The organism is Leifsonia sp. NCR5, assembly GCF_002105485.1.
Classification (GTDB): Bacteria; Actinomycetota; Actinomycetes; order Actinomycetales; family Microbacteriaceae; genus Leifsonia.
The window spans coordinates 93070-114551 of the sequence record NZ_NCSR01000006.1; the positions used below are offsets into that span (position 1 = coordinate 93070).

Consider the following 21482-nt stretch of genomic DNA (forward strand, 5'->3'; position numbering starts at 1 on the left):
ATGTCGGTGGTGGGGTGTTGGATGGAGGGATGAGCGACGTGCTCGAACGGTTCTCCCCCGCCACCCGTGAGTGGTTCAGCGGGGCTTTCGACGCGCCGACGCCCGCCCAGATCGGAGCGTGGGATGCGATCTCGCGCGGCAGGCACGCGCTCGTCATCGCGCCGACGGGGTCGGGCAAGACGCTCGCCGCATTCCTGTGGGCGATCGACCGGCTGGCGGCCGCCGACCGCGCTGCGGAGGGTGGGGCCGAGAGCCCGTCCACCACACCGGCCACGCGCGCCAAGGCAGCACCGGCGGCCAAGCGCGGCACCCGCGTGCTCTACATCTCGCCGCTGAAGGCGCTCGGCGTCGACGTGGAGCGCAACCTGCGCGCACCGCTCGTCGGCGTCACGCAGACCGCCAAGCGGCTCGGGGCGGAACCGCCGCACGTCACCGTCGGCGTCCGGTCCGGAGACACCACCTCCGCCGACCGGCGGGCGCTCGTGTCGACACCGCCCGACATCCTGATCACCACGCCGGAGTCGCTCTTCCTCATGCTGACCTCGGCGGCGCGGGAGACGCTGACCTCGGTCGAGACCATCATCATCGACGAGGTGCACGCGGTCGCCGCGACCAAGCGCGGAGCCCACCTGGCGCTGTCGCTCGAACGACTGGATGCGATGCTCGCCACCCCGGCGCAGCGCATCGGGCTCTCCGCCACGGTTCGCCCGCCGGAGGAGGTCGCCCGGTTCCTCGGCGGGCGCGCACCCGTCGAGGTGGTCGCGCCGCCGTCCGGCAAGCGGTTCGATCTGCGGGTCGTCGTCCCGGTCGAGGACATGAGCGAGCTGGGCACCTCCACCTTCGCGAGCGACAACGACGACGGCTCCGCGCCGCAGTCCGGCTCCATCTGGCCGCACGTCGAGGAGGCGATCGTCGACCGCGTGCTCGACCACCGGTCGTCGATCGTCTTCGCGAACTCCCGCCGCCTCGCCGAGCGCCTGACCGCGCGACTCAACGAGATCTACGAGGAGCGCATCCTGGGTGGCAAGGAGGACGGTCCGTCCGACGGGTTCGTGCCGCAGCCGCGTGGCCCGCGTGGCTCGCGTCCCCCGGCGGAGCTGGCGGGAGGGTCCGGCCAAACGCGAGGGTCGGATGCGGCGCGCGGATCGGATGCGGCGGCGGGCGCTGCGCCCGGCGCGCAGGGCGCCCTCGCCGACGACCCAGGGTCGCTCGTGCTCGCGCGCGCCCACCACGGCTCGGTGAGCAAGGAGCAGCGCGCCATCATCGAGGACGACCTCAAGGCCGGGCGGCTGCGCTGCGTCGTCGCGACCTCGAGCCTCGAACTCGGCATCGACATGGGCGCGGTCGACCTCGTCGTGCAGGTCGAGTCCCCTCCCTCCGTCGCGAGCGGGCTGCAGCGGGTGGGACGAGCGGGCCACCAGGTGGGCGAGGTGTCGCGCGGCGTGGTGTTCCCCAAGCACAGGGCCGACCTCATCCACTCCGCGGTGGCCAGCGAGCGGATGACCTCGGGGCTGATCGAGACGCTCCGGGTCCCGGCCAACCCGCTCGACATCCTCGCGCAGCAGACCGTCGCCGCCACCGCGCTGGAGTCGATCGACGCGGACGAGTGGTTCGACACGGTGCGCCGCAGCGCGCCGTTCGCGACCCTGCCACGCAGCGCATACGACGCCACCCTCGACCTGCTGGCCGGACGATACCCGTCCGACGAGTTCGCCGAGCTGCGCCCGCGCATCGTCTGGGACAGGGATGCCGGCACGCTCACCGGGCGTCCAGGAGCGCAGCGCCTGGCCGTGACCAGCGGCGGCACCATCCCCGACCGCGGCCTCTTCGGCGTCTACATGGTGGGCGAGAAGGCCAGCAGGGTCGGCGAGCTGGACGAGGAGATGGTCTACGAGTCGCGCGTCGGCGATGTGTTCGCGCTCGGCTCGACCAGCTGGCGCATCCAGGAGATCACCCACGACAGGGTGCTCGTCACTCCCGCGTTCGGCGAGCCGGGACGACTGCCGTTCTGGAAGGGCGACGGCCTCGGCCGCCCGGCCGAACTGGGCCGCGCGGTCGGGGAGTTCATGCGCGAGGTGAGCAGCGCATCCGAAACGGACGCCGAGCTGCGCTGCGTGGAGGCCGGGCTCGACACCTGGGCCACCGGCAACCTGCTCGCCTTCCTCAGCGAGCAGAAGACGGCGACGGGACATGTCCCAACCGATCGCACCCTCGTGGTCGAGCGGTTCAGGGACGAGTTGGGCGACTGGCGCGTCGTGCTGCATTCCCCGTACGGCATGCAGGTGCACTCGCCGTGGGCACTGGCCGTGCAGTCGCGGGTGCGCGACCGCTACGGCATCGACGGCGGGGCGATGGCGGCGGACGACGGGATCATCGTTCGTATTCCCGACACGGAATCCCAGCCGCCCGGCGCTGAGCTGTTCGTGTTCGAGCCGCAGGAACTGGATGCGCTGGTCACCGAGGAGGTCGGCGGCTCCGCGCTGTTCGCCGCGCGATTCCGCGAGTGCGCCGCCCGTGCTCTGCTGCTGCCGAAGTACAACCCCGGCAAGCGGTCGCCGCTCTGGCAGCAGCGGCAGAAGGCGTCGCAGCTGCTGGATGTCGCACGCAAGTACCCGAGCTTCCCGATCATCCTCGAGACGGTGCGCGAGTGCCTGCAAGACGTCTACGACCTGCCGGCGCTCGACGAGGTGACGCAGCAGATCGCTCAGCGGCGCATCCGGCTGGTGGAGGCGAGCACCGAGGTGGCGTCGCCGTTCGCGCGGTCGCTGCTGTTCGGCTACGTCGCGGCCTTCATGTACGAGGGCGACAGCCCACTGGCCGAACGCAGGGCGGCGGCGCTCTCGCTCGACGCCGGGCTGCTGGCCGAACTGCTCGGGCGCGCGGAACTCCGCGAACTGCTCGACCCCGCGGTGATCGAGCGCGTGGAGCGGGAACTCCAGCGACTCGCCCCCGAACGACGGGTGCGCGGGATCGAGGGCGTCGCCGACCTGCTCAGGATGCTCGGCCCGCTGTCGGCGGAGGAGGTCGCGGAGCGGCTGCAGGGCGACGTGGTCGCGGCGGCTGCGATCGCAGTGACCGCCGAGCCCGAGTCCACCTCGGGCCTCGAGTCCACCTCGGGCCCCGAATCCACCACCGACCCGCTCCTCCCGCCCGCTGCCGACGTCGCCACCGCCGCCGCACACCTCGCGGCGCTGGTCGACACCAAGCGTGCTCTCGCCGTCCACATCGCCGGCGTGCAGCGCTACGCCACCATCGAGGACGCGAGCCGGTTGCGCGACGCGCTCGGCGTGCCGCTGCCGATCGGCGTCCCTGTGGCGTTCATCGAGCCGGTCGACGACCCGCTCGGCGACCTGGTCAGCCGGTTCGCCCGTACGCACGGCCCGTTCGTCACCTCCGACGTCGCAGAGCGTTTCGGGCTCGGCGCCGCCATCGTCCACGACGCGCTCCGTCGTCTCGCGCACGACCGGCGCGTGGTCGACGGCGAGTTCCGCCCGCACGCCCACGGCTCCGAGTGGTGCGACGCCGAGGTCTTGCGGCGACTGCGGAGGATGTCGCTCGCCGCGCTCCGCCACGAGGTCGAGCCGGTCGACACCGCCACCTTCGCGCGGTTCCTTCCCGACTGGCAGCACATCGGCGGAACCCTCCGGGGCGTGGATGCGGTCGCCTCGGTGATCGAGCAGCTGGCCGGGGCGCGCATCCCGGCGTCGGCGTGGGAGTCGCTGATCCTGCCCAGCAGGGTGAGCGACTACAGCCCGGCGATGCTCGACGAGCTGACGGCGACCGGCGAGGTGATCTGGGCCGGAGACGGTGCACTGCCGGGCAGCGACGGCTGGATCAGCCTGCACCTGGCCGACTCGGCGCCGCTCACCCTCGCTCCTCCCGGCGACCACGAGACCGACGAGCTGCAGCGCTCCGTCCTGGAGGCGCTCGGCCGCGGAGGAGGGTACTTCTTCCGCCAGCTGTCCGACGTGCTCGGCACAGCGGCGGGCGCTCCGGTGGACGACACCGCGCTCGTGACCGCCCTGTGGGACCTGGTCTGGGACGGCAGGGTGACGAACGACACCCTCGCCCCGCTGCGCACGATGACCGGAGCATCCGGAGCCCACAAGCGCCCGAAGCAGGCGCCGCGCTCGCGGCTCTACCGCGGCAGGGCGGCGACGCGCTCCGCGATGGTGACCAGGATGGGCCCTCCGACGGTCGCCGGTCGCTGGTCGCTGCTGCCCGAACGCGACCTGGAGTCGACCGTGCGCGCGCACGGGCAGGCCGAGACGCTGCTCGACCGCTACGGCGTCGTCACCCGCGGCTCGGTGATGAACGAGGGCTCCCCCGGCGGCTTCGCTTTGGCGTACAAGGTGCTGAGCGGGTTCGAGGAGACCGGGCGCGCCCGCCGCGGCTACTTCGTCGAGACCCTCGGCGCCGCGCAGTTCGCCACCGGCGCCACCGTCGACCGGCTGCGGTCGTTCGCCAGGGACCACACCCAGGATGCGCCGCTCGAGTCCGTCGCGCTTGCGGCCACCGACCCCGCGAACGCCTACGGAGCAGCGCTCCCCTGGCCGGGCGTCCCCGGCGACGCGGGCACCGGACACCGGCCGGGCAGGAAGGCGGGGGCGCTGGTGGTCCTGGTCGACGGCGCGCTCACGATCTACGTCGAGCGCGGAGGCAAGAGCCTCCTCTGCTTCGCCGACCAGGAGCAACCGGATGCGCGCCCGGCGCTGCTCGCCGCATCCCGGGCCCTCGCCGCGCTCATCACCCGGGGTCGCGTCGACAAGCTCGCCATCGAGACGGTGAACGGGGCGTTCGTGCTCGGCACCCCGCTCGGCGACGCCCTCGGCGAGGCCGGGTTCCTCCCCACCCCGCGCGGGCTGCGGCTGCGATCGTGATCGAGCATCCCGGTGCCTGAGGGCGACACCGTCTGGCGTGCGGCGAAGCGGCTGAACGCCGCCCTCGCCGGGAAGGTGCTCACCGAGACAGACTTCCGGGTGCCCGCATACGCGACGGTCGACCTGTCCGGGCGACAGGTGGATGCCGTGGTGAGCAGGGGAAAACACCTGCTGATGCGGGTGGGCGACGCGACCATCCACAGCCACCTCAAGATGGAGGGGTCGTGGGAGCTGTACGCGCCTGGTGCGCGCTGGCGGCACCCGGCGTTCGAGGCGCGGGCCGTGCTGCGCACGGAGGACGTGACGGCGGTGGGCTTCCTGCTGGGCATCCTCGAGGTGATCCCGCGCGACAGGGAAGACGACGTGGTCGGCTACCTCGGCCCCGACCTGCTCGGCCCGGACTGGGACGCCGACGAGGCGCTGCGACGGCTGGCGGCGCACCCCGACCAGCCGATCGCCGTCGCCCTGCTCGACCAGCGCAACCTCGCCGGACTCGGCAACGAGTACGTCAACGAGCTGTGCTTCCTGCGGGGGATGCTGCCCACCCGCCCCGTCGCGGAGGCCGACCTGCCCGCCGCCGTGTCGCTCGCGCGGCGGCTCATCCTCGCCAACCGCGACAGGCCGAACCGCGTGACGACGGGCGACACCCGACGCGGGCGCACCAGCTGGGTGTACGGGCGGAGGGGCGAGCCGTGCCGTCGCTGCGGCACGCGCATCCACCGGTCGGCGCTCGGGCGCACCGACCTGGAGGAGCGGGTCACGTACTACTGCCCGTCCTGCCAGACCTGACGCACGCGCCCGCTCGCCCGCTCCGCGCCCCGATCATCGAGTCCGAAGTTGTTCACGCTGCGCGCGGCGTTTCGCGTGAACAACTTCGGACTCGATTGTGTGTGAGTCCGGGAAACGGGTCAGGCGGCGAGGGAGTCGGCCTGGGTGCGGACGGAGGCGAGGGCCTCCGACCAGGACTCGACCTGGTCGAAGAGCGGGGTGAGTGCTGCCTCCTGCTGGGCGGTGGGGTTGAGCGACCAGTTCTCGAAGTCGTGGGCGAGGCTGAGGCCCACGTGGGCGCTGACGGTCGCGACCTGCAGCTGCGACAGCACCAGACGCAGGTGCTCGACGGCGCGGGCGCCACCGAAGACGCCGTAGCTGACGAACCCGGCCGCCTTGTTGTTCCACTCGGCGCCGACGAAGTCGATCGCGTTCTTGAGCGCGCCGGAGGTGCTGTGGTTGTACTCGGGAGTCACGAAGATGTATCCGTCGAACTCGTCGATCTTGGCGGCCCAGGCCTTGGTGTGGTCGTTCGCGTACTGGCCCATCGCGGCGGGCATGGCCTCGTCGAGGTGGGGGAGGTTCCAGTCCATCAGGTCGACGAGCTCGTACTCGACTCCGTCGCGGGTGGCGGCGTGGTCGTAGACCCAGCGCGCCACGGCTTCTCCGTTGCGTCCGGGGCGGGTGCTTCCGATGATGATGGCGATCTTCGTCATGTCAGGCCTTTCGTGTTGGTGACGTGTCACCTAACGCGAACCCGGGATGCGCGCGGAACATTCCCGGCGCGGTCGGCGGCCTGGAAGCGGGCTGGAAGCGGCCTAGAAGAAGTCGCCTCCACCGAAGTCTCCCCCGCCGAAGTCCCCTCCGCCGAAGCCGCCGTCGCCACCGAAGCCGCCGCCGTTGTCCCAGCCGCCGCCGTCCGCGGAGACCGTGCCCGCGTCGCCGCCCCAGCCGCCGGCGTCGGACGAACCGGCGCCGCTGTCGCCCGAGCCGGCGTCGCCCGAGCCGGTGTCGCCCGAGGCGTTGTCGGCGGAACCGTTGTCGCCCGAACCGTTGTCACCATCGGTGGAGCCCGCATCCCCGGCCTGCTGGTCGACGGGAGACGGCAGGAACGCACTGACGAGCGCGGAGCCGATGACGTATCCGGCGACGCTTCCGAGCAGCGAGCTGGCGAACATCCCGCCGAAGCCGACACCGCCGCGCCCGCCGCCCATGCCGCCACCCATGCCGTTGCCGCCGCCGAGGGACCGCTCGAGGGTTCCCGGCTGCCGGAGCTCTGCGCGGGTGGCGGACTGCGCGAGCGAGTGCGCGTCGTCGCCGCGCGGCTGCTCACCGGCGGGCGCGTTGGCGGAGAGCTGCTGGAACAGGAGCGAGCGCTGTTCGGGCGTCAGCTTCGCGAACGCCTCCTCGTGCACCTGCTCGATGGTCTCCGGCGGCGCGGTGCGCAGCAGGTAGCGGTAGCGCTCGACAGCGATCTCGTCCTCGGAGCGCTGCTCGGCTGCCACCTGGCCGCCGGCGGGTGCGCCCGCGGAGGCGTTGACGGGCTGCCGCTGTGCAGGAACCTGCTGCGCGGGAACCTGCGCAGGAACCTGCTGCGCTGGCGCCTGCTGCTCGTCGCGTCCGAAGAGACGGTCGAGGAATCCCATGGTGTTCTCCGTTCGAGGCGACGCTCCCGCGTCGGCGACAGTGTGTGAAAGTGTGTGAAACCGTACAGAGAAGTGTTCCGTGAGCGGCTGAGCGAGCGCTGTGTCCGCGCTGCGACCTCGCCGCGTGCCTCGCGGGTAGGCTCGATCCGCGCGGTGAGCGGTGCTGCGGCGCGGTGCCAACGGCCGCGGCGAGCGCGGGAGACGAGGACGGAATGGCCAGGCGAGACGAACCGAGCGACACGCGACTCCCCGACGACGCCACCCCGGATGAGCGCAGACAGGCGGGCGACCGGCTGCGCGAGCGGATCTACGCCACCTTCACCGCCCTCGCCATCCTGATGGCGCTCAGCAGCCACGGGGAGACGCTCGATCCGCTGAACGTGCTGCTCACGCTCCTCATCTCAGTCGGCGGTGTGCTGCTCGCCGGGCTCGCGTCCGACCTGGTGTCGCACATGATCGTGCACAACACGCTGCCGAGCGCGCTGGAGTTCCGGCACATGGTGGCTGTCGCATCCCGAGCGCTGACGGTGCTGTTCGTGCCCGCCGTGATGCTGCTCATCGCCGCGGCGGGCGGTGTGAGCGTGAAGGCGGCGATGACGACCGCCGTCGTCGCGCTGATCGTCTCGCTGGCGGTGATCGCACAGATCGCCGTGAAGCGCACCAACCTCGGCACGGGCAAGCGCATCCTGGTGCTGGCGGCGATCGTCGCACTCGGAGTGGCCGTGGTGACCCTGGAGCAGCTGGCGCACTGAACCCGTGGGAGGATGACTGCCATGTCCCCTATCCGCCAGCGGCCAGACCCGAGGAAGCTGAGCGACGAGGAGATCGAGCTCTTCAACGCGTTCTATGTGATGCGCCGCGGGTTCGACCGCACGCTCGACGCGCAACTGCAGCGGGATCACGGCATCTCCATCTCCGAACTGGAGGTGTTGATGGCGCTCGTGCGCGCACCGGGTCGGCGCCTGCGGGTGCGCGAGCTGGTCGACGTCACCGGCTGGGAGAAGAGCAGGGTCTCGCACCAGGTGACCAGGATGGCCGCACGCGGATTCGTCGAACGGCAGGAGTGCGCGGAGGACAGGCGCGCCAGCTACATCCACCTCACCGGGGATGGGCGGAGGGTGCTGGTCCGGGCGCTGCCGGAGCACACGGCGACGATCAGGCGGGTGCTGTTCGACGTGCTCTCGGACGATCAGCAGGCGGAGTTCCTGGAGATCGCGAAGAACATGATCGCCGCGAACGAAGCGGAGACCGCCGTCTGCGAGCGGGAGGACGCGGCGGAGTCCGAGCCTGCCGATGAACGGGTTCGCAGCGACGTCACCTCCTGAGCGGCGCCGATCTGGGAGCACGGCCCGGAAAGCCTGACGATTCGTCGAGAAACGCATGGATGGCCAGGGCTCTCGCAGGGTTGCACCCCTAGCGTTTCCCTGTGCGACGCCCGACCTTCCCCAGCCCCGAGGAACCCAGAGACCCTCGGCAGCACTCCGGCGACCCCGAACCGGCCACCGAGGTGTTCGGCCGGGTGCCCCAGCCTGACCCGCGCCGCCCGGTCCGCGCCACGCGGCCCGCCGACGGCCGGTATGGCGGAAGCCGGGCTGCCGGTGCAGCGGGAGCCGCATCCGGTGGTGGCGTCGACGCGCTGTTCGGCGGCGCAGGCGGAAGCTCCGGGCGCGACGGCGGCGGGCGCAACGGCGGCGGCGGCAACGGCCACGACGGCGGCGACGGCACCGGCGACGGTCCAGACTCCCCCACCCCCGGCGGCCGGAAAGGCCGCACTCCCCGCAAGCGGCGCTCCCGCACCAAGCGCATCATCGGCTGGACGGCCTTCGGCCTCGCCGTGATCCTCGTGGTCGTCGGCGGCTACGCCGCGTACAGCTACTTCCGGTTCGTCAACAACGTCAAGCACGTGGATGTGATCTCCGAGCAGCACAAGCCGAAGACCGACGTCGACGGTTCCGACCAGAACATCCTGCTCGTCGGTGACGACCACCGGCCGGACGGCGCATCCCAGGCCGAGCTCGACCAGCTCGGCACCACCGACGACGGGGGCGGCACCAACACCGACACGATGATGGTGCTGCACATCCCGGCCGACGGGAAGTCCGCCACCCTCATCTCCCTCCCCCGCGACTCGTGGGTGGATGTGCCGGGCCACGGCATGAACAAGCTCAACTCCGCCTTCTCCCTCGGCGGCGGCGCGACCGATGCGACCAGCGGCGCGAAGCTCCTCATCCAGACCGTGCAGAACCTCACCGGTCTGACGATCGACCACTACGTGCGCATCTCCCTGCTCGGCTTCTACGACATCGCCCAGGCGCTCGGCCCCATCCAGGTGTGCCTGAACAACGCCGTCGACGACCCGTACTCGCAGGCCAACTTCCCCGCGGGGGTGTCGACACTGGATGCGCACCAGGCGCTCGCATTCGTCCGCCAGCGCCACGGTCTGCCGCAGGGTGACCTCGACCGCGTCGTGCGCCAGCAGTACTTCCTGTCGGTGGAGGCGCACAAGTTCCTCTCCGCGGGCACGCTGCTGAACCCCGGCAAGCTGTCGAAGGTCCTGGATGCGGTGAGCGGGTCGCTCGAGACCGACCCCGGCCTCAACTTCCTCTCCCTCGCGGCACAGCTGCAGGGGCTCACCGGCGGCAAGATCCAGTCGGCGACCATCCCGATCTCCGGCACCCCGACCATCACCGTCGACGGCGAGGACCTGTCGATCGTGGAGGTGGACACGGCCGCGATGCCCGCGTTCATCCAGAGCCTGATGGGCACGCCGAGCGCGTTCGAGAAGGCGACGGCCGCAAAGCCGGCTGACACGACCGTCACCGTGCTGAACGGCGGGGAGACGAACGGCGCGGCAGGAACCGCGACCGCGACGTTCGCCGCCGCCGGCTTCAAGACGGGCACGGCCGGGGATGCGGACACGCAGCCGACCACGGTGATCAAGTACCCGAGCGGGCAGGAGGCGCAGGCCAAGGCGGTCGCGGCGTACCTGCCCGGCGCGTCCGTGCAGGAGACGTCGTCGGTGTCCGGCGTCACGGTGGTCCTCGGCGACGACGGGCTGATGCCCGCGGCGCCCGCAGCCGGCGGGGCGCCCGCCTCCGGCGGAGCACCCGCGCCGACCCCGTCGTCGCCCGCGAAGAACTACAGCGACACGGTCTGCATCAATTAGCCGGGATCGACGACCCGCCCGCTAGTCGAAGAGCCTCCGGAACACGTTCGTGTCCGCCAGGTCGACGAGCTCGTCGCCGCGGCCGGACATGATGGTGCGCAGGGCGTAGAGGGTGAAGCCCTTGACCTGCTCGGCCGTGATCGCCGGCGGGATGGACAGCTCCTGGCGGGCGGTGACCACATCCACCAGGGCCGGTCCGTCGTGGTCGAAGGCGGCGCGGAGGGCGGCCTGCAGGTCGTCCGGCTTCTCGACCCGCTGACCGTGGATGCCCATCGCGTTGGCGACGTCGGCGAAGTTCGGGTTGTCGAGCCCGGTGCCGAAGTTGACGAAACCGGCCGCCTTCATCTCCACCTCGACGAAGTTCAGCGACGAGTTGTTGAACACGACGATCTTCACCGGCAGCTTGTTCTGCCGCAGGGTGAGCAGTTCGCCGAGCAGCATCGCCAGCCCGCCGTCTCCGGCGAGCGCCACCACCTGCCGGTCGGGGAATGCCGACTGCGCGCCGATGGCGTGCGGCAGGGCGTTCGCCATCGTGCCGTGCGAGAACGAGCCGATCAGGCGGCGTCGCCCGTTCATCTCCAGGTAGCGGGACGCCCACACGACGGGTGAGCCCACATCCGGGATGAACACGGCGTCGTCGGTCGACAGGTCGCTGATCAGCTTCGCCACGTACTGCGGGTGGATGGGCGTGCGGTTGCGGTCGTTCGTCGCGAGGTCGTCGAGCCCCTTGCTGGACTTGCGGTAGTGCGCGGTGGACGAGTCGAGGTGCTTGGTGTCGGTGCGGTCCTTGAGCAGCGGGAGCAGCGCATCCACGGTGTCCCGGACGCTGCCCACCAGGCCGAGGTCGACGGGGGTGCGCCTGCCCAGGTTCTCGCCGCGGATGTCGACCTGGATGATCTTGGCCTTCGACGGGTAGAACTGCTGATAGGGGAAGTCGGTGCCGAGCATCAGCAGCACGTCGCAGCTCTCCATCGCCCGGTAGCCGGAGGCGAACCCGAGCAGGCCGGTCATGCCGACGTCGTACGGGTTGTCGTACTCGATGAACTCCTTGCCGCGCAGCGCGTGGACGACCGGCGCCTTGAGCTTGTCGGCGATGGCGACCAGCTGCGGGTGAGCGCCCTCCACGCCCGCTCCGCCCAGGATGGTGACCTTCTTGGCCGAGTTGAGCAGGTCGGCTGCCGCGTGCAGCTCGGCGTCGGCGGGCCGGGTGACGCGCGGCGAGAACGCGATCGGCGCCGACTTGCGGCGGCCGGTGCTGTCCTTCAGGAAGATCTCGCCCGGGATGACGACCACCGCGACGCCGCGACGCTCGATGGCGGTGCGCATCGCGATCTCGAGCACCCGCGGCAGCTGCTCCGGCACGCTGACCAGCTCGGTGTAGACGGCGGCCTCGCGGAACAGGTCCTGCGGGTGCGTCTCCTGGAAGTATGTGCTGCCGATCTCCGGACCGGGGATCTGCGCGGCGATGGCGAGCACGGGAACCCTGCTCCTGTTCGCGTCGAACAGCCCGTTGATGAGGTGCAGGTTGCCCGGCCCGCAGCTACCGGCGCAGACGGCCAGCTCTCCGGTCAGTGCTGCCTCCGCTGCAGCAGCGAACGCCGCGGCCTCCTCGTGCCGCACGTGCTGCCAGGCGACCGATCCGTTCCTGCGCAGCGCATCGGTGAACCCGTTGAGCGAATCGCCCGGCAACCCGTAGACGCGTTTCACCCCCGCGTCCTCGATGATCTCGACGATGGTGTCGGCGACGGTCGGCATAGTGCACTCCCTCGAATCGGCGGATGCATCCAACGTACGCCGAGGAAGGGGGCCAGCGGGAGAGGCGCTGGGACGATGTGCAGGGTGCGGGGTCGCGGGTGCGCGGAGCGTGGCCGGGGTAGCCCTCAGCGCAGGTCGGCGAGCGTCGCCACCCGCACGGTGCCGCTCGCGGCCTCGGCGAGCGCTGGATCGAGGGCGATCAGCGCATCCGCCTGCAACTGCGTCACGGCGATGTACTCCGCCGGGAGCGTGTCCGGGAGGCCGAGCGCGTCCGCCAGTTTCCAGGCCGTCGCCTGGGAGACGCGGTCGCTCAGGTACCGGATGCGCAGCCCGCGCAGGTAGTCGAGCCTGCGGGACGCGTCCTCCCTGGTGAGGTCGCCGCGCGCCACCGCCTGGTACAGCTGGGACAGCACCTGCGATTTGAGCAGGGCGGGCGCGACGAGGCTGTCCGCTGCGTCCACCACCGTCGCATCGGCAGCGAGGCGCAGCGCGGCGGGGGCGTCGATGACGTATCTGGGCATCCGGTGTCCTCCCGCTCGACGCAACGCTAAGCCTGTGGATGCGGCAGGGCAAGACCCGCGCGCAGACCGCACCACCGCATCCATTGCCCACGGCCGAACATGCGCGCACAATCACTGCATGAGCAATGAGGTGGACTACTTCGAGATCGGGTCGCCGGACCCGGAGGCGAGCACGGCGTTCTACTCCGGGATGTTCGGGTGGGAGATCGGGCCGCCGTCCCCTGCCGGCTACAGCATGGTCGGCGGGGACAAGGGCGGGTTGTGGGACACGAACGGCGTCGGGGGCGGGTCGTGGGCCGTGTTCTATGTGCACGTCGACGACGTCGCCGCGGCGGTCGAGCGGGCGACGGCGCTCGGGGCGACCGTCGCGCTGCCGCTGGTGGACAACGGGTCGATCCAGTTCGCGCACCTGCTCGACCCGACGGGGAACCGGTTCGCGGTCTGGCGCCCCAACAACACCGACTGAGAGGGGGCGTGAGCCGACAGACAGGTCGTTTCGCTAGACGATGCGGTCCGCGCGGAGATTCGGACAATGCACACAAGTCTCGATTACGGTGTGCTTACCCCCGTTACTCTCCCACACGACACTCGTCGTCGTCCCCATAGGAGAACCCACCTCATGGTCAAACAGGCGCGCGCCCAAGCCACCAGAGACGCCATCATCCTCGGCGCAGCCGAGACGTTCGAGCGCTCGGGTTACGGCTTCTCCTCGATCGCCGACATCGCCACAGCATCCTCCGTCACGAAGGGCGCGCTGTACTTCCACTTCCAGTCGAAGGACGACATCGCCAGGGCGGTGATCGACGAGCAGCACGAGCGCGCGTTCGCCTCCGGCTCCGAGGTCATGGCGAAGAAGCTGCCGGCCCTGCAGACGATGGTGCTGCTCTGCGCCGGACTCGCCCAGCAACTGCTCACCGACCCGGTGGTCAAGGCCGGCATCCGGCTGACCACGGACAGGTCGGGGTTCGAGCAACCCGTCGACGGCCCGTACGACGACTGGCTGCGCGCCGTCGAGGACCTCACCGTCCGCGGCATTGCGGAAGGCGACATCGTCGCGACGGTGGACCCGTCGATGTTCGCGCACTTCCTGATCCCGGCGTTCACCGGCGTGCAGCTGGTCTCGGAGACGCTGTCCGACCGCGCCGACCTGCTGCAGCGGGTCAGGGAGCTGTGGATCGTGCTCCTGCCCGGCATCGTGCCGCCGGAGAGGTACGAGGCGCTGTCGACGCTCCCCCTGCTCGTCCCTGAGGGCTGAACGTCGCGCCCGCCGTTACACTGACAGCGGGGATCGCCTCTGAATCATGGTGGCGAACAGCGACACCGGGAGGGGCCGATATGAGCGCAGCACGGAAGGCCAAAAGCAAACGCGCAGTGATGCGCATGGTCTACATCGATTTCTGGTCGGCGCTCAAGCTGTCGTTCCTGGTGGCCGTCGTGCTCGCCGTGCTCACGGTGGTGATCGCCCTTCTGGTGTGGAGCGTGCTCGACAAGCTCGGCGCGATCGGCTCCCTCCGCGACTTCCTGGAGAGCATCGCGGGGACGCAAGGCTCTGCGCTGGTCTCCGACCTGACGTTCTCGAACATGCTCACGTTCACGCTGGTGGTCGCACTGCTCGAACTGATCGTGGTGTCAGCGCTCGGCGCGATCTTCGCCGCCCTGTTCAACCTGGCCACCCGCGTCGTCGGCGGCTGGAAGCTCACCTTCGGGAGCGACTGAACTCAAGCCCGCCCACCAGCAGGTCGACGCCGAACCGGAATGCAGCAGCGGGGTCGTCCTCGTCGATGCTGGATGTGGTCACACCGCCGGCGACCACGCCGAAGCTGTCGTACTGCATCCGCTGCTGCTCGTGCGAGACGTGCCCGAGGATGAAATGCAGCAACGCGGTCGCCGCACGGCCGCTGGTGTGGTCGTCGAACCCGCCGAGCGCGACGGCGGAGGCGAGCCGGTCGACCGCCGCGGTGGACCCGAGGCCGAGGGCGAACGTGCTGGAGACCACCTCGGCTCCGTCGCGGTAGGCGAGCAGCGCATCCCGGAGCGCGGCGGCCTCGGAGCGGACGGCGTGCATCCAGTCGGTGGGCGCGGTGGCGGTGGATGCGGTGGCGGTGGATGCGGGGGCCATTGCGGCGGGGCGGCCGTGGGAGACGATGCGGTCGGCGAGCTCGGCCAGCAGCGTCTGCTTGTTCGGGAAGTGCCAGTAGAGGGCGCTCGGCTGCACGTCGAGGGCCGCGGCCAGACGGCGCATGGTGAGATCGGGGAGGCCGTGGTCGTCCAGGATGCGCAGGGCCGTGCGCGCCACGTCGTCGCGGGTGTGCCGCCTGCCGGTGCTTTCCGTTTCCGTCACCCGATCAGTATAGTGAACGCTGTTCAGGTGAACAGTGTTCAGGTGCGAGCCTTCCGATGAACGGCGTTCCGGAGCAGCACCCGCACCCCGACCGTGAGGAAGCACCCATGTCCCGACCCGCCAGCACGCGCATCGACGCGACAGACATCGCCAGGATCGCGGTCTTCGCCGCCATCGTGGCCGTCCTCGGCCTCCCCGGCGGCTTCTCGGTGTTCGGCGCCGTCCCGATCACGGCGCAGACGCTGGGTGTGATGCTCGCCGGAGCGATCCTCGGACCGTGGCGCGGCGCCCTCTCGATGCTGGTACTGCTCGCCCTGGTGGCGGTCGGCCTCCCCCTGCTCTCCGGAGGCCGCGGCGGCATCGGCGTCTTCGTCGGCCCGTCGGCCGGCTACCTGTTCGGCTGGGTGGTCGGCGCGTTCGTGATCGGCCTGATCGTGCACGCGGGCGGCCGCACCCCCACCTGGACGAGGACGATCGTCGGCATCGTCACCGGCGGCATCATCACGATCTACGCGTTCGGCATCCCGATCCAGGCACTCGTGACCCGCCTCCCCCTCGCGGAGACGGCGCTGCAGAGCACGGTGTTCCTGCCCGGCGACCTCATCAAGGCGGCGCTGGCGGTGGCCATCACGATGACGCTGGCGCGGGCATACCCGCGGGCGTTCCGGACGCGCGGGCGCGTGCGGGCGGACGAGGAGCGCGAGCCGGTGCGCGACGAGGCCGGGGTGTCGTGACCGGGGTGATCGTGCCGCTGGTGGGGGCGGGTTCGGCGACCGCGGGTGCGGCGCGCGAGCTGATCGACCGCATCCACTCGGTGCGGGCTGCGGGCGATGTGCCGCTGGTCGGCGACGACCGGTGGCCGGAGGAGCAGTGGCGGCAGGTGCGCGCGACCGCGGAGGCGGCGGGGCCGCTGCCGGGGATCGGGTGGGCGACGCTCACCTCGGGGAGCACGGGCGCGCCGCGGATCGTGGTGCGCACCGCGGAGTCGTGGTCCGCGTCGTTCGCCGCAGTGGATGCGCTGCTCGGCGTGCAGGACGGGGACGTGCTGGCGCTCCCCGCGCCCGCGGCATCGTCGCTGTCGCTGTTCTCGATCGCCCGGGCGACGGAGGGCGGACCCGAGCTGCTGATGCCGGGAGGCCACGCGGTGGTCGTGAGCGACTTCGCCGACGCCACCCTGTTCCACGGGACGCCGCGCGCACTCCGCACGATCCTCGACGCCGGCCCGGCCGCGACACCGCTGCTGCGGGCGGCGCTCGTGGGTGGCGCCGACCTGGATGCGGGAACGCGCGCCCGCGCGGAGGAGCGCGGCATCCGGGTGGTGGCCTACTACGGCGCGGCCGAGCTGTCGTTCGTCGCGGTCGACCACGGCGACGGGCTGCGACCGTTCCCGGGGGTGGAGGTGGAGATCCGCGACGGCGAGCTGTGGGTGCGGTCGCCGTATGCGGCCTCGGGGTATCTGGGCGGCGACGGCCCGCTGCGGCGGGACGGCGCCTGGTGCACGGTGGGCGACCGGGCGGAGATCGTGGATGGGCGCATCCGGTTGTCGGGGAGGGCGGACGACGCGATTCTCACGGCGGCGGCCACCGTCGTGCCCGCGGAGGTGGAGGCGGCGCTGCTCGGGTTGCCTGGCGTGACGGATGCCGTGGTGTTCGGGCTGCCGAACGACGGGGTCGGGGCGCTGGTGGCTGCGGTGGTGGAGCTGGCGCGGGGTGGTGCGGAGGGTGAGGTGCTCGCTGGTGAACTGCGCGCACAGGCGCGGGCGGTGCTCGCGCCGACACACGTCCCTCGGCGGTGGTTCGCCATGGACGCGCTGCCCCGCACCGCGTCGGGGAAGCCTGCGCGGGCGGAGCTGCTGCGCAGCGTCCTCACGGGTGAAGTGAGCGGACTGTGAGCGGCGATCCCATCGTGGTGGCGGCACGCCGCACCCCGATCGCCACACGTGGCCGGGGGCTGGCGGAGGTGACGGTGGACCGGCTCGCCGCGCCCGTGCTGCGCGCGGTGCTCGAGGACTGGGCCGCCGCATCCACTCCCCCGCATCCCACCCCTACCGTCGCCGTCGCGGACGTCGTGCTCGGCAACTGCATGGGCCCGGGCGGCAACCCGGCCAGGGTCGCTGCACTGCTCGCGGGGCTCGGGGTCGAGGTGCCCGGCATGACCGTGGACCGGCAGTGCGGGAGCGGGCTGGCCGCCGTCATCGAGGCGGCAAACGCGATTCGCGGCGGCGACGAGCGGCCCAGGATCGCGGGCGGGGTGGAGAGCGCGTCGACGGCGCCCGTACGGTCGGTCGACGGCGTCCCGTACGACAGGGCGCCGTTCGCGCCGACCGGATTCCCCGACCCCGGCATGACCGAGGCCGCTGAGCGGTTGGCGGCGGAAGACCGCATCCCGCGGTCGCGTCAGGATGCGTACGCTGCGCGCAGCCGTCGCCGTTCGCTCGCGGCGGTGGCCGACGGGCGGTATGCGGGCGAGCTGGTTCCGGTGGAGGGGGTGTCGGGCGACGAGCTCGGCGCATCCGGAGCGGACGAGCGTGTGTTGGCCCGGTTCGCGCCGCTGTTCGAGGGCGGCAGCGTGACCGGCGGGAACTCGTGCCGGGTGAGCGACGGGGCGGCTGCCGTGCTGCTCGTGCCGGGGGCGCTGCGCGGGGTGGGTGTTCCTGGACTCGCGCTGCGGGCGGACGCGGTGGTCGGCTGCGATCCGGCGCTGCCCGGTGTGGGGGCGGCGGCGGCCATCCTCGAAGCGCTCGGGCGCGTGGGTGGCACCGGCCGCACCGTGGCCGACGTGGCGGCGTTCGAGATCGTGGAGGCGTTCGCGTCGCAGACCATCGCCGTGCTCGACCGGATCGGGGTGGCCGACGGCGACGTCCGCGTCTGCACCGACGGCGGTGCGCTGGCGCTCGGGCATCCGTGGGGTGCGAGCGGGGCGGTCGCCGTGGTGCGGCTGTTCAGCAGGCTCGTGCGCGGTGGGGCTCCCGCGGGGACGCTCGGCGTCGCGGCGGCGTCCGTCGGCGGCGGGATGGGCGTCGCGGCCGTGTTCGAGGTGGTGCGATGAGCGCCATCGCCCTCGACCACCTCACCGTGCAGCTCGGCGAGACCGTCGCGCTCGACGATGTGAGTGTCGCGCTCGACGCATCCAGGATCGCCGTGGTCGGCGCCAACGGGTCGGGCAAGTCCACGTTCGCGCGCGTGCTGGCCGGGCTCGTGGCGCCCAGCTCGGGGAGCGTCCGGGTGCACGGGCTGGACCCGGGCAGGCAGGCTTCCGCGTTGCGGCGGCTGGTGAGTGTGGTGTTCAGCAACCCGGATGCGCAGATCATCATGCCGACGGTGGCGGAGGACGCCGCGTTCTCCCTCCGCAGCGAGCGTCTGCCGGCCGCCGAGTCCGCCGCTCGGGTGGCCGACGCCCTCGACCGGTTCGGGCTGACCGGGCTCGCCGACCGGGCCGCCCACGACCTGTCCGGCGGGCAGAAGCAGCTGCTCGCGCTGTGCGGGGCGTTCATCCGGCGGCCGCAGCTGGTGATCGCCGACGAGCCGACGGCCTACCTGGATGCGCGCAACGCCCGCCGCGTGGCCGAGCACCTGTTCGAGGACGCCGGGCACCAGCTGGTGCTGCTCACCCACGACCTGCGGTTGGCGGAGCGGTGCGAGGTGGCCGTGCTGTTCGACGCAGGGCGCATCGCGGCGGTGGGTGCTCCGGCGGACGTGATCGCCGAGTACGAGGCGAGCCTGCGATGGTGACCCTCTACCGCCCCGGCACCGGCTGGATGCACCGCGCCCAGGCCGGACCGAAGGCCGCCGTGCTGCTCGCGGTCGTGCTCGCCGTCTCCTTCCTGCCGTCCACCTGGTGGGCGGCCGGGGTCGCAGCGGCGATCGCCGTGGTCGGCTACCTCGTCTGCGGGCTCGGGATGCGGGAGCTCGGCCGGCAGGTGGTCGCGGTCCGCTGGGTGGTGGTCATCACGCTGGTCGGTCAGCTGATCTTCCTCGACGCGGAGGCGGCCGTCGCGAACACGGCGCGGGTCGTCACCGCGATCCTGCTCGCCGGGATGCTCGTCCTCACCACCCGCGTCGCCGCGCTCCTCGACGCGTTCGAGCGTGGGCTGCGACCGTTCGAGCGTCTCGGGGTGGACGCACAGCGCGTCGCCCTGATGCTCGCAGTCACCATCAACACGGTGCCGGTGCTGTCCCGGCTCGCGGCCGGGGTGCGGGAGGCACAGCGCGCCCGCGGAGCCAGGCCGGGTATCGTCGGCTTCGTGATCCCGTTCCTCGTCGTCTCGCTCAAACACGCCGACGACCTCGGTGATGCCCTCACGGCGCGAGGCGTCCGATGACCGGGATGCGCGTGCTCGGTCCGACCGTCGACGACCAGACCCGGTGCATCCACTACCGGACGGAACTCGACGTGATCGCCATCCGGTTCGCGTGCTGCGGCGAGTACTACCCGTGCCATCTGTGCCACGCGGAGGCTGCGGACCATCCGGCGGAGCAGTGGCCGCTCGACCGGCGCGACGAACGCGCGGTGCTGTGCGGGGTGTGCGAGCACGAGCTGACCGTCGCCGAGTACCTCGGGGTGGATGCCTGCCCGGCGTGCGGCGCGGCGTTCAATCCGGGGTGCAAACTGCACACCGAGCTGTACTTCGAGGTCTGACGCGACGGGCGGTCGGGGTCAACCCCTCACGGAACCACGACCACCTTCCCGCACACCGCGCCGGACGCGACCAGGTCGATGGCCTCGCCGGCGCGGTCGAGCGGGAGCACCACATCCACCATCGGCGTGAAGGCCCCGGCGTCGACGAGGTCGGCCAGGTCGGCGAGGTCGGACGCGTTCTCTTTCGAGACCAGGCCGATCAACCGCTGGCGGACGAACCGGTTGGCGACGGCGGCGGCGAGCACTCGCTCCATGCCGCCGAGGACCGGACCGCCCATCCCTCCGACGATGACCAGGCTGCCCGACGGCGCCAGGATGCTGCGCAGGCGGGACAGTCGGCGGTCGCCCGCCGTGTCGATGATCGCGTCCCAGCGGCGGCCGGTCGCCGTGACGTCGGTGGCGCGGTAGTCGATGACCTCTGCCGCGCCGAGACCGCGCACGAACTCGGCCTTGGCCGTGCTGCACACCCCGGTGACCGTCGCGCCCGCGGCGACGGCGAGCTGCACGGCGTAGTGACCGACGCCGCCCGATGCTCCGAGCACCAGCACGCTCCCGCCCGCGGGGACGGCCGCGGCGCGCAGCGCCTGCAACGCGGTCACCGCCGAGACGGGGACCGCGGCCGCCTGCTCGTAGCCGATGGATGCGGGCAGCCGCACGAGCGCGGACCGCTGCGCGCGCACGAACTCGGCGAACGCACCGTCGGCCGAGCCGAACACGTCGTCGCCGGGCCGCAGATCGGTCACCTCGGCGCCGACCGCCGAGACGCGGCCGGCGAACGCGAGGCCGCGCACCCGCGCCTTGGGGCCGCGGACACCGAAGCCGATCAGCCGCATCAGGTACGGGCGGCCGGTCATCAGGTGCCAGGTGCCCGCATCCACTCCGGCGGCGCGCACGGCGACGACGACATCGGTGGGGCCTGCAACGGGGACGGGGACGGTCTCGACGCGGAGGGCGTCGCTGGTTCCGTATGCGTGCTGCACGACGGCGGACATTGTCGTCGCTGTTGCGGTGTCGCTCATGGGTCCTCGATCCGGTGGAGGGGCGCGGACGCGCTCAGCCTTCGGGGTACTGGAACACGTCGTCGAGCGGCACCCCGAAGACGCGCGCGATCTGGAACGCCATCTCGAGCGACGGCGAGTACCGGCCCTGCTCGATGGCGATGACGGTTTGCCTGGTCACTCCCACCCGCTCGGCCAGCTCGGCCTGCGTCATCTCGTCCGCCGTGAACCGCAACGACCGGATGCTGTTGGTCACCCTGGTGGGCTTCACCATGCCGGCAGCCCCTTGCGGTAGGCGACCAGCGTGGCGATGGAGCCGACGACCGCGGAGAGCACGAACATCAGGTAGACGACGTTGGCGATCCAGAACCAGTCGGCGCGGACCAGGGCGAGCAGGAGGGCGGCGACGGCGCCGATGATGACGAACGCCTGACCGACCCTGTCGCCGAACGCCTTGACCTCGCGGTCGCGCTGGTCGCGCTTGTCAGCGCCCTTCGGCTCTGCCAGGCCGATCACGATGCCGGCGACGATGCCGGCCACGATCGCGCCGCCCACCGTCCAGAGCAGGATGGGCGCGTAGTCCACGTCGGTGAGCGGAGCGCCGGCCGCGGTGCCGAACAGCACAGCCAGGTAGGTGGTGTACCCGGCGATCGCGATCACCAGGAACGCCCACGCGTTCTTCTCGTCGTACGTCATCTCAGCTCCCATGTCAAACAAACCTGACATGATCAAAGTAAAGCAAACTCCACTCCATGTCAATGATTCTTGA

22 protein-coding genes are annotated in these 21482 nt (G+C 71.6%); 14 read left to right on the top strand and 8 right to left on the bottom strand.

Going from position 1 to position 21482, the window contains the following annotated elements; all coding sequences use genetic code 11:
• Nucleotides 1-29 precede the first annotated feature (29 nt).
• Entirely contained in the window at nt 30-4880 is a 4851-nt protein-coding gene (locus tag B7438_RS07250) for a DEAD/DEAH box helicase (protein WP_085368874.1), read from the top strand.
• Nucleotides 4881-4892: 12 nt separating this feature from the next.
• Nucleotides 4893-5669 (top strand): DNA-formamidopyrimidine glycosylase family protein, encoded by a 777-nt coding sequence (locus B7438_RS07255; RefSeq protein WP_085368875.1) that lies wholly within the window; start codon nt 4893-4895, stop codon nt 5667-5669.
• A 119-nt stretch (nt 5670-5788) separates the two neighbouring features.
• Here the strand turns inward: B7438_RS07255 and B7438_RS07260 are convergent, their stop codons facing one another.
• Together B7438_RS07260 and B7438_RS07265 are read right to left on the bottom strand one after the other, a co-directional pair.
• Nucleotides 5789-6364 carry an NADPH-dependent FMN reductase gene (locus B7438_RS07260; RefSeq protein ID WP_085368876.1) on the bottom strand — a complete coding sequence of 192 codons (576 nt, stop codon included), beginning with the start codon at nt 6362-6364 and terminating at the stop codon, nt 5789-5791.
• A gap of 102 nt (nt 6365-6466) precedes the next feature.
• A complete protein-coding gene (locus B7438_RS07265) occupies nt 6467-7294 on the bottom strand; it encodes a hypothetical protein (protein WP_085368877.1) in 828 nt (275 codons plus the stop codon).
• A gap of 212 nt (nt 7295-7506) precedes the next feature.
• On the opposite strand from B7438_RS07265, the gene B7438_RS07270 reads away from it, so the two are divergent.
• From B7438_RS07270 to B7438_RS07280, 3 genes are all read left to right on the top strand, one after another.
• Nucleotides 7507-8046 (top strand): hypothetical protein, encoded by a 540-nt coding sequence (locus tag B7438_RS07270; protein WP_085368878.1) that lies wholly within the window; start codon nt 7507-7509, stop codon nt 8044-8046.
• A 21-nt stretch (nt 8047-8067) separates the two neighbouring features.
• Nucleotides 8068-8619: a MarR family winged helix-turn-helix transcriptional regulator gene (locus B7438_RS07275; RefSeq protein ID WP_085368879.1), complete on the top strand. Its 552-nt coding sequence runs from the start codon at nt 8068-8070 to the stop codon at nt 8617-8619.
• A 101-nt stretch (nt 8620-8720) separates the two neighbouring features.
• Nucleotides 8721-10460, top strand: coding sequence for an LCP family protein (locus B7438_RS07280; protein ID WP_085368880.1), 1740 nt, complete (start codon nt 8721-8723; stop codon nt 10458-10460).
• 21 nt (nt 10461-10481) lie between these two features.
• Here the strand turns inward: B7438_RS07280 and poxB are convergent, their stop codons facing one another.
• Nucleotides 10482-12215: a ubiquinone-dependent pyruvate dehydrogenase gene (poxB, locus tag B7438_RS07285; RefSeq protein ID WP_085368881.1), complete on the bottom strand. Its 1734-nt coding sequence runs from the start codon at nt 12213-12215 to the stop codon at nt 10482-10484.
• A 125-nt stretch (nt 12216-12340) separates the two neighbouring features.
• Nucleotides 12341-12736 (bottom strand): hypothetical protein, encoded by a 396-nt coding sequence (locus tag B7438_RS07290; protein ID WP_085368882.1) that lies wholly within the window; start codon nt 12734-12736, stop codon nt 12341-12343.
• A gap of 118 nt (nt 12737-12854) precedes the next feature.
• Between B7438_RS07290 and B7438_RS07295 the strand changes: the two genes are divergently transcribed.
• The 3 genes from B7438_RS07295 to B7438_RS07305 all read left to right on the top strand — a co-directional run bounded on the left by B7438_RS07295 (nt 12855) and on the right by B7438_RS07305 (nt 14452).
• Nucleotides 12855-13202: a VOC family protein gene (locus B7438_RS07295; RefSeq protein WP_085368883.1), complete on the top strand. Its 348-nt coding sequence runs from the start codon at nt 12855-12857 to the stop codon at nt 13200-13202.
• Between the two features lie 153 nt (nt 13203-13355).
• A complete protein-coding gene (locus B7438_RS07300; RefSeq protein WP_085368884.1) occupies nt 13356-13991 on the top strand; it encodes a ScbR family autoregulator-binding transcription factor in 636 nt (211 codons plus the stop codon).
• Between the two features lie 80 nt (nt 13992-14071).
• Nucleotides 14072-14452 (top strand): DUF3566 domain-containing protein, encoded by a 381-nt coding sequence (locus B7438_RS07305; protein ID WP_085368885.1) that lies wholly within the window; start codon nt 14072-14074, stop codon nt 14450-14452.
• Here the strand turns inward: B7438_RS07305 and B7438_RS07310 are convergent.
• Entirely contained in the window at nt 14433-15077 is a 645-nt protein-coding gene (locus B7438_RS07310) for a TetR family transcriptional regulator (protein WP_085368886.1), read from the bottom strand. The genes B7438_RS07305 and B7438_RS07310 overlap by 20 nt on opposite strands.
• Before the next feature lie 107 nt (nt 15078-15184).
• On the opposite strand from B7438_RS07310, the gene B7438_RS07315 reads away from it, so the two are divergent.
• From B7438_RS07315 to B7438_RS07340, 6 genes are read left to right on the top strand one after another with little or no spacing between them, the layout of a single operon-like run.
• Nucleotides 15185-15811, top strand: a complete 627-nt coding sequence (locus B7438_RS07315; protein ID WP_085368887.1) for a biotin transporter BioY — start codon at nt 15185-15187, stop codon at nt 15809-15811.
• Entirely contained in the window at nt 15808-16968 is a 1161-nt protein-coding gene (locus B7438_RS07320) for a class I adenylate-forming enzyme family protein (protein ID WP_256921903.1), read from the top strand. Before B7438_RS07315 ends, B7438_RS07320 begins: the two co-directional genes overlap by 4 nt.
• Nucleotides 16965-18125, top strand: a complete 1161-nt coding sequence (locus B7438_RS07325) for a thiolase family protein (RefSeq protein WP_256921904.1) — start codon at nt 16965-16967, stop codon at nt 18123-18125. The genes B7438_RS07320 and B7438_RS07325 overlap by 4 nt, the downstream gene beginning before the upstream one ends.
• The gene (locus B7438_RS07330; RefSeq protein WP_085368888.1) at nt 18122-18808 is read left to right on the top strand and encodes an energy-coupling factor ABC transporter ATP-binding protein; all 687 of its coding nucleotides are present in this window, start codon (nt 18122-18124) and stop codon (nt 18806-18808) included. The genes B7438_RS07325 and B7438_RS07330 overlap by 4 nt, the downstream gene beginning before the upstream one ends.
• Nucleotides 18802-19398 carry an energy-coupling factor transporter transmembrane component T gene (locus B7438_RS07335; RefSeq protein WP_085368889.1) on the top strand — a complete coding sequence of 199 codons (597 nt, stop codon included), beginning with the start codon at nt 18802-18804 and terminating at the stop codon, nt 19396-19398. The genes B7438_RS07330 and B7438_RS07335 overlap by 7 nt, the downstream gene beginning before the upstream one ends.
• Complete coding sequence (locus B7438_RS07340; RefSeq protein ID WP_179150751.1) at nt 19395-19715, top strand: CHY zinc finger protein; 321 nt, start codon at nt 19395-19397, stop codon at nt 19713-19715. The genes B7438_RS07335 and B7438_RS07340 overlap by 4 nt, the downstream gene beginning before the upstream one ends.
• A gap of 26 nt (nt 19716-19741) precedes the next feature.
• On the opposite strand, the gene B7438_RS07345 is transcribed toward B7438_RS07340, so the two are convergent.
• From B7438_RS07345 to B7438_RS07355, 3 genes are read right to left on the bottom strand one after another with little or no spacing between them, the layout of a single operon-like run.
• Nucleotides 19742-20734, bottom strand: coding sequence for an NAD(P)-dependent alcohol dehydrogenase (locus B7438_RS07345; RefSeq protein WP_256921905.1), 993 nt, complete (start codon nt 20732-20734; stop codon nt 19742-19744).
• Between the two features lie 34 nt (nt 20735-20768).
• The gene (locus B7438_RS07350) at nt 20769-20987 is read right to left on the bottom strand and encodes a helix-turn-helix transcriptional regulator (RefSeq protein ID WP_143465690.1); all 219 of its coding nucleotides are present in this window, start codon (nt 20985-20987) and stop codon (nt 20769-20771) included.
• Nucleotides 20981-21439, bottom strand: a complete 459-nt coding sequence (locus tag B7438_RS07355; RefSeq protein WP_256921906.1) for a hypothetical protein — start codon at nt 21437-21439, stop codon at nt 20981-20983. The genes B7438_RS07350 and B7438_RS07355 overlap by 7 nt, the downstream gene beginning before the upstream one ends.
• Nucleotides 21440-21482: the final 43 nt, after the last annotated feature.

Bases quoted from the DNA above. Each gene is read 5' to 3' on its own strand.
- B7438_RS07250 (WP_085368874.1), top strand. From the start codon at position 30: ATGAGCGACGTGCTCGAACGGTTCTCCCCCGCCACCCGTGAGTGGTTC.
- B7438_RS07260 (WP_085368876.1), bottom strand. From the start codon at position 6,364: ATGACGAAGATCGCCATCATCATCGGAAGCACCCGCCCCGGACGCAAC.
- B7438_RS07265 (WP_085368877.1), bottom strand. From the start codon at position 7,294: ATGGGATTCCTCGACCGTCTCTTCGGACGCGACGAGCAGCAGGCGCCA.
- B7438_RS07270 (WP_085368878.1), top strand. From the start codon at position 7,507: ATGGCCAGGCGAGACGAACCGAGCGACACGCGACTCCCCGACGACGCC.
- B7438_RS07275 (WP_085368879.1), top strand. From the start codon at position 8,068: ATGTCCCCTATCCGCCAGCGGCCAGACCCGAGGAAGCTGAGCGACGAG.
- poxB (WP_085368881.1), bottom strand. From the start codon at position 12,215: ATGCCGACCGTCGCCGACACCATCGTCGAGATCATCGAGGACGCGGGG.
- B7438_RS07290 (WP_085368882.1), bottom strand. From the start codon at position 12,736: ATGCCCAGATACGTCATCGACGCCCCCGCCGCGCTGCGCCTCGCTGCC.
- B7438_RS07295 (WP_085368883.1), top strand. From the start codon at position 12,855: ATGAGCAATGAGGTGGACTACTTCGAGATCGGGTCGCCGGACCCGGAG.
- B7438_RS07300 (WP_085368884.1), top strand. From the start codon at position 13,356: ATGGTCAAACAGGCGCGCGCCCAAGCCACCAGAGACGCCATCATCCTC.
- B7438_RS07305 (WP_085368885.1), top strand. From the start codon at position 14,072: ATGAGCGCAGCACGGAAGGCCAAAAGCAAACGCGCAGTGATGCGCATG.
- B7438_RS07315 (WP_085368887.1), top strand. From the start codon at position 15,185: ATGTCCCGACCCGCCAGCACGCGCATCGACGCGACAGACATCGCCAGG.
- B7438_RS07330 (WP_085368888.1), top strand. From the start codon at position 18,122: ATGAGCGCCATCGCCCTCGACCACCTCACCGTGCAGCTCGGCGAGACC.
- B7438_RS07335 (WP_085368889.1), top strand. From the start codon at position 18,802: ATGGTGACCCTCTACCGCCCCGGCACCGGCTGGATGCACCGCGCCCAG.
- B7438_RS07340 (WP_179150751.1), top strand. From the start codon at position 19,395: ATGACCGGGATGCGCGTGCTCGGTCCGACCGTCGACGACCAGACCCGG.
- B7438_RS07345 (WP_256921905.1), bottom strand. From the start codon at position 20,734: ATGAGCGACACCGCAACAGCGACGACAATGTCCGCCGTCGTGCAGCAC.
- B7438_RS07350 (WP_143465690.1), bottom strand. From the start codon at position 20,987: ATGGTGAAGCCCACCAGGGTGACCAACAGCATCCGGTCGTTGCGGTTC.
- B7438_RS07355 (WP_256921906.1), bottom strand. From the start codon at position 21,439: ATGTCAGGTTTGTTTGACATGGGAGCTGAGATGACGTACGACGAGAAG.